The organism is Actinomadura syzygii (assembly GCF_008085905.1).
GTDB classification, from domain to species: domain Bacteria; phylum Actinomycetota; class Actinomycetes; order Streptosporangiales; family Streptosporangiaceae; genus Spirillospora; species Spirillospora syzygii.
This window is the reverse complement of the sequence record NZ_VSFF01000012.1, coordinates 309,261-323,178: the sequence shown is the minus strand read 5'-3', so window position 1 is coordinate 323,178 and position 13,918 is coordinate 309,261. Positions and strand designations below refer to the sequence as shown.

15 protein-coding genes are annotated in these 13,918 nt (G+C 74.0%); 6 read left to right on the top strand and 9 right to left on the bottom strand.

The window, feature by feature from the left end; genetic code table 11:
• Positions 1–2: 2 nt before the first annotated feature.
• The gene (locus FXF65_RS31465) at positions 3–1,430 is read left to right on the top strand and encodes an amidase (protein ID WP_148353673.1); all 1,428 of its coding nucleotides are present in this window, start codon (positions 3–5) and stop codon (positions 1,428–1,430) included.
• A gap of 14 nt (positions 1,431–1,444) precedes the next feature.
• On the opposite strand, the gene FXF65_RS31460 is transcribed toward FXF65_RS31465, so the two are convergent.
• Positions 1,445–2,791 (bottom strand): sensor histidine kinase, encoded by a 1,347-nt coding sequence (locus FXF65_RS31460; RefSeq protein ID WP_222868818.1) that lies wholly within the window; start codon positions 2,789–2,791, stop codon positions 1,445–1,447.
• 439 nt (positions 2,792–3,230) lie between these two features.
• Between FXF65_RS31460 and FXF65_RS31455 the strand changes: the two genes are divergently transcribed.
• A complete protein-coding gene (locus FXF65_RS31455; RefSeq protein ID WP_187412596.1) occupies positions 3,231–4,349 on the top strand; it encodes a serine/threonine-protein kinase in 1,119 nt (372 codons plus the stop codon).
• Positions 4,350–4,398: 49 nt separating this feature from the next.
• Here FXF65_RS31455 and FXF65_RS31450 read toward each other — a convergent pair whose 3' ends face one another.
• Positions 4,399–5,517, bottom strand: coding sequence for a PP2C family protein-serine/threonine phosphatase (locus FXF65_RS31450; RefSeq protein ID WP_148353670.1), 1,119 nt, complete (start codon positions 5,515–5,517; stop codon positions 4,399–4,401).
• Positions 5,518–5,637: 120 nt separating this feature from the next.
• On the opposite strand from FXF65_RS31450, the gene FXF65_RS31445 reads away from it, so the two are divergent.
• Together FXF65_RS31445 and FXF65_RS31440 are read left to right on the top strand one after the other, a co-directional pair.
• Positions 5,638–5,865, top strand: a complete 228-nt coding sequence (locus tag FXF65_RS31445; RefSeq protein WP_148353669.1) for a hypothetical protein — start codon at positions 5,638–5,640, stop codon at positions 5,863–5,865.
• 44 nt (positions 5,866–5,909) lie between these two features.
• Positions 5,910–6,386 (top strand): ribose-5-phosphate isomerase, encoded by a 477-nt coding sequence (locus FXF65_RS31440; protein ID WP_148353668.1) that lies wholly within the window; start codon positions 5,910–5,912, stop codon positions 6,384–6,386.
• 32 nt (positions 6,387–6,418) lie between these two features.
• Here FXF65_RS31440 and FXF65_RS31435 read toward each other — a convergent pair whose 3' ends face one another.
• Positions 6,419–7,519: a hypothetical protein gene (locus FXF65_RS31435; protein ID WP_148353667.1), complete on the bottom strand. Its 1,101-nt coding sequence runs from the start codon at positions 7,517–7,519 to the stop codon at positions 6,419–6,421.
• A 43-nt stretch (positions 7,520–7,562) separates the two neighbouring features.
• The gene (locus FXF65_RS31430) at positions 7,563–8,510 is read right to left on the bottom strand and encodes an ATP-binding protein (RefSeq protein ID WP_222868817.1); all 948 of its coding nucleotides are present in this window, start codon (positions 8,508–8,510) and stop codon (positions 7,563–7,565) included.
• Positions 8,511–8,782: 272 nt separating this feature from the next.
• Here FXF65_RS31430 and FXF65_RS31425 point away from each other — a divergent pair, with 272 nt between their 5' ends.
• Together FXF65_RS31425 and FXF65_RS31420 are read left to right on the top strand one after the other, a co-directional pair.
• On the top strand, positions 8,783–9,322 hold the full coding sequence (locus tag FXF65_RS31425; protein WP_246199254.1) for a SigE family RNA polymerase sigma factor: 540 nt from the start codon (positions 8,783–8,785) through the stop codon (positions 9,320–9,322).
• Complete coding sequence (locus tag FXF65_RS31420) at positions 9,319–10,425, top strand: hypothetical protein (RefSeq protein ID WP_148353666.1); 1,107 nt, start codon at positions 9,319–9,321, stop codon at positions 10,423–10,425. The genes FXF65_RS31425 and FXF65_RS31420 overlap by 4 nt, the downstream gene beginning before the upstream one ends.
• 19 nt (positions 10,426–10,444) lie before the next feature.
• On the opposite strand, the gene FXF65_RS31415 is transcribed toward FXF65_RS31420, so the two are convergent.
• From FXF65_RS31415 to FXF65_RS31400, 5 genes are all read right to left on the bottom strand, one after another.
• Complete coding sequence (locus FXF65_RS31415; RefSeq protein ID WP_148353665.1) at positions 10,445–11,209, bottom strand: energy-coupling factor ABC transporter ATP-binding protein; 765 nt, start codon at positions 11,207–11,209, stop codon at positions 10,445–10,447.
• Positions 11,206–11,970: a cobalt ECF transporter T component CbiQ gene (cbiQ, locus tag FXF65_RS31410; RefSeq protein WP_148353664.1), complete on the bottom strand. Its 765-nt coding sequence runs from the start codon at positions 11,968–11,970 to the stop codon at positions 11,206–11,208. Before cbiQ ends, FXF65_RS31415 begins: the two co-directional genes overlap by 4 nt.
• Complete coding sequence (locus tag FXF65_RS44860) at positions 11,970–12,314, bottom strand: PDGLE domain-containing protein (RefSeq protein WP_222868816.1); 345 nt, start codon at positions 12,312–12,314, stop codon at positions 11,970–11,972. Before FXF65_RS44860 ends, cbiQ begins: the two co-directional genes overlap by 1 nt.
• Positions 12,315–12,327: 13 nt before the next feature.
• Positions 12,328–13,050, bottom strand: a complete 723-nt coding sequence (locus tag FXF65_RS31405) for an energy-coupling factor ABC transporter permease (protein WP_222868815.1) — start codon at positions 13,048–13,050, stop codon at positions 12,328–12,330.
• A 144-nt stretch (positions 13,051–13,194) separates the two neighbouring features.
• Positions 13,195–13,809: a mycothiol-dependent nitroreductase Rv2466c family protein gene (locus tag FXF65_RS31400; protein WP_246199253.1), complete on the bottom strand. Its 615-nt coding sequence runs from the start codon at positions 13,807–13,809 to the stop codon at positions 13,195–13,197.
• Positions 13,810–13,918 lie beyond the last annotated feature (109 nt).

Here is a 13,918-nt window from a genome sequence, read left to right as displayed (position 1 = left end):
CCGTGTCCGAAGAGATCAACGCGGAGATCCGCTTCGCGTCCGCCCGTGAGCTGGCCCGCCGGATCCGGGCGCGCGAACTGTCCGCGCGGGAGGTCGTCCAGGCGCATCTCGACCAGATCGAGCGGACGAACCCGCAGGTCAACGCGATCGTCACGCTGGTCGCCGAACGCGCGCTCGACCAGGCGCGGGACGCCGACGAGCAGCTCGCCCGCGGCGCCGACCCCGGCCCGCTGCACGGCCTGCCCGTCGCGCACAAGGACACCCACGCCACCGCCGGGATCCGCACGACGTCCGGCTCGCCGATCTTCGCCGACCACGTCCCGGCCGCCGACGACCTCGTCGTCGAGCGGATCCGCGCCGCCGGGGCGATCACGCTCGGCAAGACCAACGTGCCGGAGTTCGCCGCCGGTTCGCACACGTTCAACCCGATCTTCGGCGTGACCCGCAACCCGTACGACCCGTCGCGGTCGGCGGGCGGGAGCAGCGGCGGGGCGGCGGCCGCGCTGGCCTGCGGCATGCACCCGATCGCGGACGGCAGCGACATGGGCGGCTCGCTGCGCAACCCCGCGTCGTTCTGCAACGTCGTCGGGTTCCGCCCGTCGCCGGGACGAGTGCCGTCCTGGCCGGTGCCCGCCGGATGGGCGACGATGGGCGTGCAGGGCCCGATGGCGCGGACCGTGGCCGACGCGGCGCTGCTGCTGTCCGTCCTCGCGGGCCCGGACCCGCGCAGCCCGATCGCGCTGGAGACGCCGGGCTCGGCGTTCGCCGTCCCGCTCGGCCGCGACCTCGCCGGGCTGCGCGTCGCCTGGTCCCCCGACTTCGGCGGGACGGTCCCCGTCGACTCCGCCGTGACGGGCGTCCTGGAACCGGCCGTGAAGGTGTTCGAGGAGCTGGGCTGCGCGGTCGAGGAGGCGTGCCCCGACCTGTCCGGCGCGGACGAGGTCTTCCGGACGCTCCGCGCCTGGCACTGGGACGTCGCCCTAGGCCCCCTCCTGGACGAGCGGCGCGCCGACTTCAAACCGTCCCTCGCCGCCAACATCGAGGCGGGACGCGCCCTCTCCGGCCCCGACGTCGGACGCGCCGAAGCCCTGCACACGGCGCTCTTCCACCGTGTCCGGGAGTTCTTCGGACGGTACGACGCGCTCCTCCTCCCGGTCAGCCAGGTCCCGCCGTTCGACGCCGAGATCGAGTACCCGGACGAGGTCGCCGGGCAGCCCATGCCCGACTACCTCGAATGGATGCGGTCGTGCTTCCTCGTCTCGGCGACCGGCTGCCCCGCGCTGTCGGTGCCCGCCGGGTTCACCGGGGACGGCCTCCCGGTCGGGCTCCAGATCGTCGGCCCGCACCGGGCGGACCTCGACGTCCTCCGGATCGGGCACGCCTTCGAGCAGGCCACCCGGCACGGGACGCGCCGCCCGCCGCTCGCCTGACCCGGCGCTCGGGCTCAGTCGTCGTCGAGCGGGATGCGCAGGACGAACCGCGCCCCCTTGCCGCTCTCGGCGGCGACGAGCGTCCCGCCGTGCGCGCGGGCGATGTCGCGGGAGATCGTCAGGCCGAGCCCGGTGCCGCCCGGGTCGCGCCCGCGGCCCTCTTCGAGCCGCTGGAACCGCCAGAAGACGCGCTCGCGGTCCTCGGGGGCGATGCCGGCGCCGTCGTCCAGGATCTCCAGGACGGCGTCGCCCCCGTCCACCGCGACCGTCACCCACACCCGCGACGCGGCGTGCCGCTCGGCGTTGTCGAGCAGGTTCGTCAGCAGCCGGACGAGATGGTGCGGGGTGGCGCTCACCATGATCCCGTCGGGCGCGCCCACCTCGATCGGGACGCGCCGGGGCCGCCGCCCCGTCTCCGCCCGGACCAGCTCGCCGAGGTCGACCCGCTCCCGCGAGACGCTCACACCCGCGCCGAGCTTGGCGAGGATCAGCAGGTCGCTGACGATCCCCTGGAGCCGGTCGGCGTCGGCGAGCGCGGCGCGGGCGACGGCGGGCCAGTCCTCGTCCTCGGGATGTTCGAGGGCCAGTTCGAGCTGCGCGCGGAGGCCGGTCAGCGGGCTGCGCAGCTCGTGCGAGACGTCCGCGACGAAGCCGCGCTGCCGGGTCAGGACGGCCTCCAGCCTGCCGAGCGTCACGTTCACCGACTCCGCCAGCTCGGACACCTCGTCCTTCGGGCCCGGCACGGTGACCCGGCGGCCCGCGCCGCGCCCGGTGATCTCGGTCAGCTCGCCGCTCATCACCCGCACCGGGCGCAGCGCATGCCGCACCGACAGCGACACGATCCAGGCGAGCGCGACCGTCGCGATCACCACCAGCCCCGCGAGCAGCCCGGCGAGCAGGCCCCGGTAGCGGACGAACAGCGTGCTGGGCGCGCCCACGTGCACGATCCGCCAGCCGCCGGGAGAGCTCACCTTCTCGGAGACGACGTACACCGCGCCCTTGCCCGGGATGTCGATCGTGCGGGACTCGGGATGCCCCGGCCTGCTCGGCGGCGGGACGTCCAGGGGCCCGTGCCCGCTCAGCGAGTCGCTCGACGCGACGAGCGCGCCGTCCGCGCTCACCACCTGGAGGAGGGTGAACTCGGTGTCCTGGACGGGCAGCGTCCCGTGCGGGTCGGTGCTGTGCACGAGCGTGCTCACGTCCGTGACGACGAAGTCGCCGCGCTCGTGCAGCCCGCCGTACACGACGCCCCGGACGGCCTGGTAGAAGATCACGGCGCCGACCGTGAGGAGGAGCGCCACGACGAGGGTCGCGGCGGCGGTCACGCGAGTCCGCAGCGACCAGCGCGACGGCGTCAGCACGCCCCGGAATCTCCGCACCCCGGCGCCCTCCCCCTTCCGGCACGCGCGGCCCGCACGCGGCGCCGGGCGCCGCGCGCGTCCAGCGCCTGGGGGGTTGAACGCAGAACTGGTTGTTACCTGGTCATTGCCCGCCGAAACATGGCCGCACGCTGGGCGGACGTCCCGATCGGCCTCCAGGTGCACAGGGCGCGGCGACGGCATGACGTTCACGTATCCGGACGATCCGTCGCCCCTGCGGATGGCGCGTTCCACGGCACGGCCCGCGCACTTCCTGGAAGATCACGCCATAATCCGCCGCCGAACGGGGATGGACGGGACTGCGGGTGAGACACCGGTTGCCCGCGGAGACCCCAGAGACCGCGGGAACGCCGGAGCCGAAAGCCCCGGGGACGCGGAGACCTCGGAAACGAACCTCGGGAACGGAGCTACGGGAGCGGGCATGGACGGAGACATCAGGCCGCTCGAACCCGCCGACCCGCGCGAGGTCGGCGGCCACACACTGCTCGGCCGCCTCGGAACCGGCGGCATGGGGACCGTGTACCTCGGCGCCGACCCGGTGTCCGGCGGGCGCGTCGCTGTGAAGACCATCCATCCGCACCTCGCGGGCGACCCGTCCTACCGCCGCCGCTTCAAGGACGAGGCGTACCTCGCCGGGCGCGTCGCGTCGTTCTGCACGGCGCGAGTCCTCGCGCACGGCGAGGAGGACGGCCGCCCCTACCTCGTCACCGAGTACGTGGGCGGCATCTCGCTGCACGACCGGCTCGTCGACGACGGCCCGCTGCCCGCCGCCGACCTGCACGGCGTCGCCGTCGGCGTCGCGTCCGCGCTCGCCGCGATCCACGCCGCCGGGCTCGTGCACCGCGACCTCAAGCCCGCCAACGTGATGCTCACACTGTCGGGGTGCCGGGTGATCGACTTCGGGATCGCGCGGAGCCAGGACATGCCCGGCGCGACCGCGGCGACCGGCAAGGTCCTCGGCACGCCCGGCTGGATGGCCCCCGAGGTCCTCATCGGCGGGCCCGCGACCTCGGCCGCCGACGTGTTCGCCTGGGGCTGCCTCATCGCCCACGCCGGGACGGGCCGCATGCCCATCGGCGGCGACCCGGCCACCCTGCGCACCGGGGCCGACGAGCCGGACCTGTCCGGGCTGCCGGAGCCGCTCGTCCCGGCGGTGCGGTGGGCGCTGGCGCGGGACCCGGCGGACCGTCCGCCCGCGTCGGAGCTGCTGCTCGCGCTCGTCGCGCAGCCGCCGGTCGGCGTCGGGGCGGCCGCGCGTCCGGCTCCCGCGGCGGCCGTGGCGGCGGGCGGGGTGGAGATCGCCGTGCCGCGCCGGCCGCGCCCGGCGCCGTCCCCGCCGCCGCACGTTCCGCCGCGTCTCGCCGCCGATCCGGTGGAGACGCCGACCAAGGCGTTCACGCCGCTCGGGTGGGCGGTGACCGGGCCGTCGCCCCGGACGCGGCTGCTCGCGGGCCTCGGCGCCGCCGCGGGGACCGTGCTGATCGGGGCCATCATCGTCGGCCGCGCCCAGGCCAGGCTCGTCCGGCGGGCCCGCCGCTAACGGGCCGCCCGGTGGCGGGCGGGTCGGTGGCGGGCGGGCCGGCGGCGAGTCAGGTGCGCCAGATCACGACGAGGGCGCAGTCGTCGTCGCGGGCCGCCGCCATCGTCTCGACCAGCTCCCGGGCGCCGCTGCCGAAGCCCTGCGGGACGAGCCGCTCCGCCTCGCCGAGCAGCCGGTCGATGCCCGCGTCGAGGTCGCTGCCCGGCGACTCGACCAGCCCGTCGGTGTAGAGGAGCAGGGCGTCGCCGGGGCGGAGCGTCCCGTGCTCGGGGACGCACCGCAGGTCCGGGACGACGCCGAGCACCACGCCCTTGGCCGAGCTGACCTGCCAGACGCCGCTGCCCGCGTCGAACTGCACGGCGGGCGGATGGCCCGCCGACTCCACCGTGTACTCGCCGGTCTTGAGGTCGACCACGACGTGGACGGCCGTGACGAAGCCCTCGTCCCACCGCTGGCGCTGGAGGTAGACGTTGCACGCGGGCAGGAACCGATCAGGCTGGACCGATCCAAGCAGTCCCCCGAACGCACCGGACAGCATGAGCGCTCGTGTACCGGCGTCGGTGCCCTTCCCGGACACGTCGACGAGCGCCACCTCAAGCGTCCCGCCGTCGCAGGTCGACACGACGAAGTCACCGCCGAACGACGACCCGCCCGCCTGCAGCAGGACGACCTGCGAACCCCAGCCGTCCGGCAGCTCGGGCAGCTCGCCCTGGCGCTTCAACCGGTCGCGCAGCTCCAGCAGCATCGAGTCGCCGCGCAGCCCCTGGACGCCGAGCTTCTGCCGCGTCCGGGCGAGGCTGAGCGCGAGCACCGCCGTGATCGTCAGTGTGGCGATCATGCCGGGGCCCATCGCGGCGACGTCCTGCGAGGCGTTGTAGGCCGCCATCGCCACGACGACGCCGAGCAGCGCCAGCAGGGCGCGGACCTTCAGCAGCAGCCCGCCGCCGAGCACGATCAGCACCAGCGCGCCGGACGGGGCGAGGCCGCGCGAGTCGCTGGAGGTGGCGAGCCCGATCGCGATCGCGGCGGCCGCCAGCCCGGCGAACATGTACCGCTCCCTGGTGAGCTTGCCCCTCCGGAGCCAGCGGTACAGCGCCACCAGGATCGGGATCCTGCGCAGCGCGGCCCGCAGCCTCGGCGGAAGGAAATGCACCAGTCGTTGCAGCATTACTCCGGCACTGTACCGACCAAACACGTCCGGGGGCCCGCATCCGAGGCACCGGCGGGGCCTTGCAACGGTCCAGCCTCCTATGATCCTGATTACCTGCGTTCTTCGAGGGAGCGGCACATGGGACAGCCGGGCATGCGGATCACGGTGGACGCGGCGATGCGCGCGCGGGACGTCTCCCGGCCGAGACCGGAGGGCGAGGGGCCGCCGCAGCCCGTTTCGCAGCCGCCCGCGCCCGCGGACTCGGCGGCGGGAGCCGCACGGCGGACGAAGGCCGCCAAGAACGAGCGGCGCCGCCTCGGCAAACGCGGCGGCGCGCCCCGGAAGCCGTCCGCGGACGGGTCCTAGCCCCGGCGCGCCGCCGGGCGCCGGAGCCTGCCACAATCGGGCCCATGCGCGTGTTTCTGGGAACCGACCATGCAGGCTTCGAGCTGAAGGAGCACCTGGTCTCCTGGCTGAAGGAGAACGGGCACGAGGCCGTCGACTGCGGCGCGTTCGAGTACGACGCCGTGGACGACTACCCGCCGTTCGTCCTGCGCGCCGCCGCGCGGACGGCCGCGGAGCCCGGCACGTTCGGCGTCGTGATCGGCGGCTCCGGGAACGGCGAGGCGATCGCGGCCAACAAGGTGAAGGGCGTCCGCGCCGCGCTGGTCTGGAACGAGGACACCGCGCGGCTCGCCCGCGAGCACAACGACGCGAACGTCATCAGCATCGGCGCCCGGCAGCACGACCTGGCGACCGCGACCCGGTTCCTGGAGCTCTTCCTCGGCACCGCGTACTCCGGCGAGTCGCGGCACACCCGCCGGATCGACATGCTCTCCGACTACGAGCGGACCGGCGACCTCCCACCGCTGCCCAACGAAGACTGACGAAGACTGACGGGCGCCGACGGCTCCTCGGCCTACTCGTCGCGCTGGCGGTCGATCCGGGTGCGGTCGGCGAGGTCGAGGTCGTCGTCGTCCCGCTCCGGGGTGTCCTCGGGCGGGTCGGCGGGGGCGTCGTCGCGCTCGGCCGCGTTCTCGGGCTCCGGCGGCTCCTCATCGTCCGCCGCGGGCTCCGGCGCGGGCGCCTGCGGAGCGGACGGCACGGCGGGCTGGGCGGGCTGAGCGATGGGCTGGGCGGGCTGCTGCGGCGGGACGGGCGGCGCCCCGAACTGCTGCGGCGCGGGCGCTCCCGGCTGCTGCTGCGGCGGCACGGGCGCGGCGCCCCACGGCGGCTGCTGCCCCTGGCCCTGCGGCGGGACGTACGGCACCGCCGACGGATGCGGCTGCATCGGCTGCTGCGGTGGCATCGGCTGCTGCGGCTGCATCTGCTGAGGCGGCGCCTGCTGCGGCATGGGCTGCTGGTGCATCTGCTGCGGGACGTACGGCTGCTGCCCGCCGTACGGCTGCTGCGGCTGCTGGACGCCCAGCTGCGTTCCCGGCTGCATTCCCGGCTGCATGCCGTACGCCTGCCCGCCGCCCCCGTACGGCTGCTGGACGCCCGGCGTCCGCGGCCGGGACATGAGGAAGCCGCCCACCGCGCCGAGCCCGGCGATCCAGCCGAACGCGAAGCCGGACGAGACGCCCTGGCTGATGGACGAGAAGATCGCCTCCGACGCGGACCGGAGGTCGAGCGTCCAGTACAGCAGGGGGCCGAACACGAGCCCGGCGATCCCGGCCGCGACGATCGCGGCCCACCAGCCGACGATCAGCGCGCCGAGCGGGCCGCGGTTCACGTCGAGGAACCGGGCGGCCGCCGCGACGAGCGCCGCCAGCAGGACGAAGAACAGCAGGGTGGTGAAGTCGACGGCGAGGACGAACGTCCACTTCGAGCCGTCGCCCGGGGTGAACCGCCAAGCCAGCGCGTGCGACCATGAGACGAGCGGGCCGATGCCCTCGTTGTACCTGAAGTCGCTGTCCCGGATGGCGTCGACGACCCACTGGTTGTCGAAGAGGAGGGCGAAGACGGCGACGGGGAGCACGGCGCCGCCCGCCATCATGAGGATCCGGCGCATCGTCATGGTCGAAGGGTAGTGCTGATCACCCGCCGCCGGTAGGCGTTCGTCACCCCGCGTAGGCGACCGGAAACCGGAACCCCGGATCGACCTGCGCCTCGAGGTTCTCGCCCGTCGCGCGGTTCGCCCAGCTCCGCGCGTTCTTGACGTGGAACTCGACGGCCTGGCGCTGGTACTTGTCCCAGTCCTTGACGCGGGCGTCCACCTCGGCGCGCATGCGGTCGAGGGCGGCGGTGTTGGTGTCCTCCAGGGCGACGCCGCCCCGGCCCTGCTCCACGGCGCGGACGGCGGCCGACTGCCCGACCCACGTCAGCAGGTCGTCCCCGACGTGGTCGCGGAGGTAGGCGACGTCGTCCTCGGTCTGGACCTTGTTGCCGACGACGCGGATGGCGACGTCGTAGTCGCGGGCGTACTCGGTGTACTGCCGGTAGACGCCGACTCCCTTGCGGGTGGGCTCGGCGACCAGGAACATCAGGTCGAACCGCGTGAACAGCCCGGACGCGAACGTGTCGGCGCCCGCGGTCATGTCGACGACGACGTACTCGCCGGGGCCGTCGACGAGGTGGTTGAGGTACAGCTCGACCGCGCCCGTCTTGGAGTGGTAGCAGGCGACGCCGAGGTCGTCGTCGTTGAACGGCCCGGTGGCGAGCAGCGTGACGCCGTCGACCTCCTGGCCCGCCGCGTGGATCGGGTCGTCCCCGCGGAAGCGCAGCAGCCGCGAGCCCGCGCCCGGCGGGGTCGTCTTGACCATGGTGGACGCCGCGGAGACGCGCGGGTTGTCGCCGCGCAGGTACTCCTTGATCTCGGTGAGCCGGTCGCCCAGGGCGGGCACCTTGGCGGCGCGGTCCTCGTCCAGGCCGAGCGCGACGCCGAGATGCTGGTTGATGTCGGCGTCGACGGCCACCACGGGAAGTCCGCGCCCGGCGAGCCGCCGGACGAACAGCGACGACAGGGTGGTCTTGCCGCTGCCGCCCTTGCCCACGAACGCAACCTTCACGAAAGCCCCATTTCGGAAATGAAAACCGTAACCGTTGTTCCTTCGGGGTCACGAGTCTGGCAAGGCCGGGAGTCCGCGCGCAAGCGGAAACCCCGAACCGAAAATTCACCCGGCGCGAGCACCCGCGGCGAACGCCGTGCGAGGCGACCCGAGCCCTGTGAACAGGCCGGTTCCGCTCGCCGCGTCCAACGCCGGGGCGAGCCCGGGACGCGGGCCGGGGACGAATTCGCCACGGCGAGCAACCTCGGCACGGCCTGGCGGGTGTCATAGACGTGGAAACAGAAGAAGCGGTAGCCCGCGGCGGCGGTCCCGGCGGTGGGGACGATCCGGCGGCCATGCTCACCGCGCTGTTCGCGGACCATCACGTGTCCCTCGTCCGGCTGGCGCTGCTCGTCGTCGGCGACCGGCCGACGGCCGAGGACGTCGTCCAGGACGTGTTCGCCGCCATGCACGCCCGGCTGGAGCGGCTGCGCGACCACGACCGGATGCTGCCCTACGCGCGCCGGGCCGTGATCAACAAGTGCCGCACCGTCCTGCGGCGGCGCAAGCTCGCGGGCCGGCTGCACCGCCACTACGAGCCGCCCGTCTGGTCGGCCGAGTCCGCCGCGCTGCTCGGCGAGGAGCACCGCGAGGTGCTGGCCGCCCTGCGGGCGCTGCCGGACCGCCAGCGCGAGGTCCTCGTCCTGCGGTTCTACCTCGGCCTGGACGAGGCCCAGATCGCCGAGGCCGCCGGGATCTCCCGCGGCACCGTGAAGTCGACGTCGTCGCGGGCGCTGGCCGCGCTCGCCGCCAGGTTGGGGGAGGAACAGTGAACGAGATCGAGGAGCGGCTCGGCCGGGCGATCGACGCCGCCGTCGCGACGGTGCGGCCCGAGGACCTCAGGCCGCTGTCGGCGCCGGAGGCCGGGACGTCCCGCCCCCGCCGCGCGGCCCGCCACTGGGCGCCGGTCGCCGCCGTGCTCATGGTCGTCATGGTCGTGACGGGGGCCGTGCTGGTGACCAGGCAGAACGATCAAGCTCCGGACACGCGCCCGGTGTCGGCGGCGACGCGCTACCTGCTCGCGCTGCCCCCCTCCGAGGGCCCGGACGTCCACGACCAGGTCCGGATCGTCGACCCGTACTCCGGGCGCACGCTCCAGCGGGTGTCCACCCCGCGCGGTGCGGGGCGCTGGTCGGGGGCGGCGGGCACCGCCGACAACCGGACCTTCTTCCTGCTGGCCACCCCCGACGACGGCGAGCGGGGACCGGACCGCCTGTACCGCCTGCGCATCGACGACCGGGGCCGCGTCGCGGTGCTCGCCCCGCTGCCCGGCGGCGACCTGCCCGGCGGGTCGGTCGGGCGGCTGACGGCCTCCGCGGACGCCGGCACGCTGGCGTTCACGGTCGACACGAGCAGGGGGCCGGAGCGTCCGAGCGTCCGCGTGAACGTGCAGAACGTCGCGAGCGGGCAGCGCACGGCCTGGGACCTGACGGGGCACGCCGAGTACCTGTCCCTGAGCGCGGACGGCCGCGGACTCGCCTTCGCGTGGTTCTCCACACCGGCCGGCGACGGCATCCGGATGCTGGACACGGGCGCCCCCGCCGGGGACCTGAGCGTCCGGAGCCGGCGCGTCGTGTCCATCCCCGGCCCGCTGGACGAGGTGAAGAACCTCTGGCTGAGGATCGAGGGCGGCGTCCTGCTCGTGGAATCGGAGCAGGCGTCCCGCGCCAGGCTCCTGGAGGTGTCCCCCACCACCGGGGCGGTCACCGCCACGCTGCTGGAGCGGGCGGCGTTCAGCGTCTCCTGCCGCACCGGCGACGGCCGCTACCTCCTGCTCAGCACCGGCGGCGCGACGCAGTGGCTCGATCTGCGGGGCGGCCGCGCGGTCGTCGTCCGCGACACCGGCGACGTCGTGAACAGGGAGGTCGTCTGCTGATCGCGACCGTCCCCCGGGATCAGCGGACGGCGGCCGCCGGGTCGAAGCCGAACGGCAGTTCGAGCCGGTGCTCGGCGAGCAGGTCGGCGTCGGTCAGCAGGTCCCGGGTCGGACGGTCCGCGGCGATGACGCCGCCGGACAGGATCACCGAGCGCGGGCACAGCTCGGCCGCGTACGGCAGGTCGTGCGTGACCATCAGGACGGTCACGTCCAGGCCGAGGAGGATCTCGGCCAGCTCGCGGCGGCTCGCCGGGTCGAGGTTGGAGGACGGCTCGTCCAGCACGAGGATCTCCGGCTCCATCGCGAGGACGGTCGCGACGGCGACGCGGCGGCGCTGCCCGAACGACAGGTGCTGCGGCGGGCGGTCGGCGACGTCCAGCATGCCGACGCGGGTCAGCGCGTCGCGGACCCGGCGGTCCAGCTCGGGGCCGCGCAGGCCGAGGTTCGCGGGGCCGAACCCGACGTCCTCCCGGACGGTCGGCATGAAGAGCTGGTCGTCGGGGTCCTGGAAGACGATGCCGACGCGGCGGCGGATCTCCCGCAGCGCCTTCTTGTCCTTCGGGTCGACGGGCAGGCCGCCGACCCGCACCCCGCCGAGGCCGCCGTGCAGGATGCCGTTCAGGTGCAGGACGAGCGTCGTCTTCCCGGCCCCGTTCGGCCCGAGGAGGGCGACGCGCTCGCCGCGCCCGACCGTCAGGTCGACGCCGTAGAGCGCCTGCGTGCCGTCGGGATAGGCGTAGGCGAGGCCCGTCACCTCCAGCGACGGCGGCGCTTGCGCGGTCATGGCACCATCCAAGCAGCCAGCGTCACGAGGGCGGCGGCGAGGGGCAGCGCGGCGGCGGCCGTCCACTGGACGGCGGACGCGCCGACGTCGTGCGTCACGGGCATCCGCCCGTCGTAGCCGCGGCTCACCATGGCGAGGTGGACGCGCTCGCCCCGCTCGTACGAGCGCAGGAACAGCGCGCCGATCGACTTCGCGAGCACCCGCGTGGCGCGGACGTCGCGGGCCTCGAAGCCGCGGGACGCCCGCGCGACCTTCATCCGGCCGAGCTCGGCGGTGACGACGTCGCCGTAGCGCAGCATGAACGTCGCGATCTGCGTGATGAGCTGCGGCATCCGCAGCCGCTCGATGCCGAGGAGCAGCAGCCGGGGCTCGGTGGTGGCGGCGAGCAGGATCGACGCGACGACGCCGAGCGTCCCCTTGGCGAGGATGTTCCAGGCGCCCCACAGCCCGCTCTCGCTGAGCCGCAGCCCCAGGACGCCGATCTTCTCGCCGTTCGCGACGAAGGGCATGAGGAACGCGAACGCGACGAACGGCACCTCGATCACGATGCGGCGCGCGACCGTCAGGAAGGGGACGCGGGCGGTCGCGGCGACGACCGCGAGCAGCACCGCGTACAGGCCGAACGCCCAGATGCCCTCCCGGGGCGTGGCCACGACCAGCAGCACGAACGCGAGAACGGCGACGATCTTGCACTGCGGCGGCAGGCGGTGCACCGGCGAGTCTCCGGGCACGTACAGCCGGTGCGCGTGCCCGGCGCCCATCAGCCCTTCCGGGACGGTTCGGCCGACGCCTTAGCCGGCTCCGGAGCGGCGGCGCCCCCGCGCCGCCGGACGGCCCAGAACAGCCCCCCGCCGACCAGCAGGACGGCCCCGACGCCGATCACGCCGGACAGCCCGCCCGACAGCCGCGCGTCGTCGACGCCCTTGACGCCGTAGTCGCCGAGCGGCGAGTCCTTGAGGGAGTGGTCCTTCTCCTTGGCGGAGATGCCCTTGTCGGCCGCGACCTTCTCCAGCCCGTCCGGGTTGCCGCTGGCGTAGTAGCTGACGATCCCGGCGAGGATGAGCGAGACGATCAGGAACCCCGCGAAGAACCTCTTGGTGGTCATCGGAACGCTCCTCTCAGACCCGGGACGGCTCGGCCGGCCCGTCGGCGGAACCGGCGGGACGTCCCGCGGTGCGCAGCTCCAGCGGCTTGATCAGGTCGCGCGCCCCGTACACGAGGTCGGGCCGGACGGCGAGCACGCTCGACACCGTCACCGCCGTGATCAGCGCCTCGCCGATGCCGATCAGCACGTGCACGCCGATCATCGCGGTGGCGACCTTGCCGATCGACACGTCCGCCGTCCCGCCGAGGGCGTAGATCAGCGTGAACATGACGGCGGCGGCGGGGACCGAGACGACGGCGGCGGCGAACGACGCCCCGGCCGCCGCGGCCCGCGTCTTCGGCAGCACGCGCACCAGCAGCCGGAACAGCCCGTACCCGACGATGACCGTGGCCAGCGCCATCGTGGTGATGTTGACGCCGAGCGCGGTGAGGCCGCCGTCCGCGAACAGGAGCGCCTGCATGAGCAGGACGACCGACACGCACAGGATGCCCGTGTAGGGCCCGACGAGGATCGCGGCGAGCGTCCCGCCGAGCAGATGCCCGCTCGTCCCGGACGCGACCGGGAAGTTGAGCATCTGCGCGGCGAACACGAACGCGGCGGTCAGCCCGGCGAGCGGCGCCGTGCGGTCGTCCAGCTCCCGCCTGGCGCCGCGCAGCGCGATCCCCACCCCGACGACCGCGACCGCACCGGTCGCGACCGACACCGGCGCATCGATGAATCCGTCCGGTACGTGCATGCTTCACCGCCCCTACCCGTTTTCGATAGGACCAGTTTGAGGGCATCGCCCTAGTAGTTGCAACTAAGTCGCAACTACGTCACCGTGGCGGCACCCTCCGGCACTCCGACGGGCGCCCGGCCAGTCGGCCGGTCAGTCGCCCGGTCAGTCGAAGATCGGGTCCCTGGTGCGGGTCCGCTTGAGCTCGAAGAAGCCGTCGGTGGAGGCGACCGCCAGGACGCCGTCGAAGAGCTTGACGGCGGCCTCGCCGCGCGGGATCGGGGTGACGACCGGGCCGAAGAAGGCATGGCCCTCGACCTCGATCACCGGGGTGCCGACCTCCTGGCCGACCCGGTCGATGCCGTCCTTGTGCGACGCGCGGACCGCGTCGTCGAAGTCGGTCGACTCGGCCGCCGCGGCGAGCGACGGGTCCAGCCCGGCCGCCGTCAGCGACGCCTCCAGGAACTCGCGGTCGAACTTCTGCCGCTCGTGGTGGCGGCGGGTGCCCATCTCCGTGTAGAGGCGTCCCAGCACCTCAGGGCCGTACTTCTGCTCGGCTGCGATGCAGACGCGCACCGGCTTCCACGCGTCCTTGAGCCCGCGGCGGTACTCCTCGGGGATGTCCTTGTCCTCGTTGAGGACGGCGAGGCTCATCACATGCCAGCGCACGTCGATCGGGCGCTGCCGCTCCACCTCCAGGATCCAGCGGGACGTGATCCACGCCCACGGGCAGAGGGGATCGAACCAAAAGTCCACCGGCGTGCGCTCGTCGGTCGTCAACGTCTGCCTCCTTGGCCTGTACCAGGTACGTGAATGCGACAACCGGGGGTCGCCCGTCCTGATTCCCGGTCGCGCGAGGGGACCCCAAGACCGTGGCGGGGCGGGCCGG

Coding starts and splice junctions, on each gene's coding strand:
- FXF65_RS31455 (WP_187412596.1), top strand. CDS start 3,231: ATGGACGGAGACATCAGGCCGCTCGAACCCGCCGACCCGCGCGAGGTC.
- FXF65_RS31450 (WP_148353670.1), bottom strand. CDS start 5,517: ATGCTGCAACGACTGGTGCATTTCCTTCCGCCGAGGCTGCGGGCCGCG.
- FXF65_RS31445 (WP_148353669.1), top strand. CDS start 5,638: ATGGGACAGCCGGGCATGCGGATCACGGTGGACGCGGCGATGCGCGCG.
- FXF65_RS31440 (WP_148353668.1), top strand. CDS start 5,910: ATGCGCGTGTTTCTGGGAACCGACCATGCAGGCTTCGAGCTGAAGGAG.
- FXF65_RS31435 (WP_148353667.1), bottom strand. CDS start 7,519: ATGACGATGCGCCGGATCCTCATGATGGCGGGCGGCGCCGTGCTCCCC.
- FXF65_RS31415 (WP_148353665.1), bottom strand. CDS start 11,209: ATGACCGCGCAAGCGCCGCCGTCGCTGGAGGTGACGGGCCTCGCCTAC.
- cbiQ (WP_148353664.1), bottom strand. CDS start 11,970: ATGGGCGCCGGGCACGCGCACCGGCTGTACGTGCCCGGAGACTCGCCG.
- FXF65_RS44860 (WP_222868816.1), bottom strand. CDS start 12,314: ATGACCACCAAGAGGTTCTTCGCGGGGTTCCTGATCGTCTCGCTCATC.
- FXF65_RS31405 (WP_222868815.1), bottom strand. CDS start 13,050: ATGCACGTACCGGACGGATTCATCGATGCGCCGGTGTCGGTCGCGACC.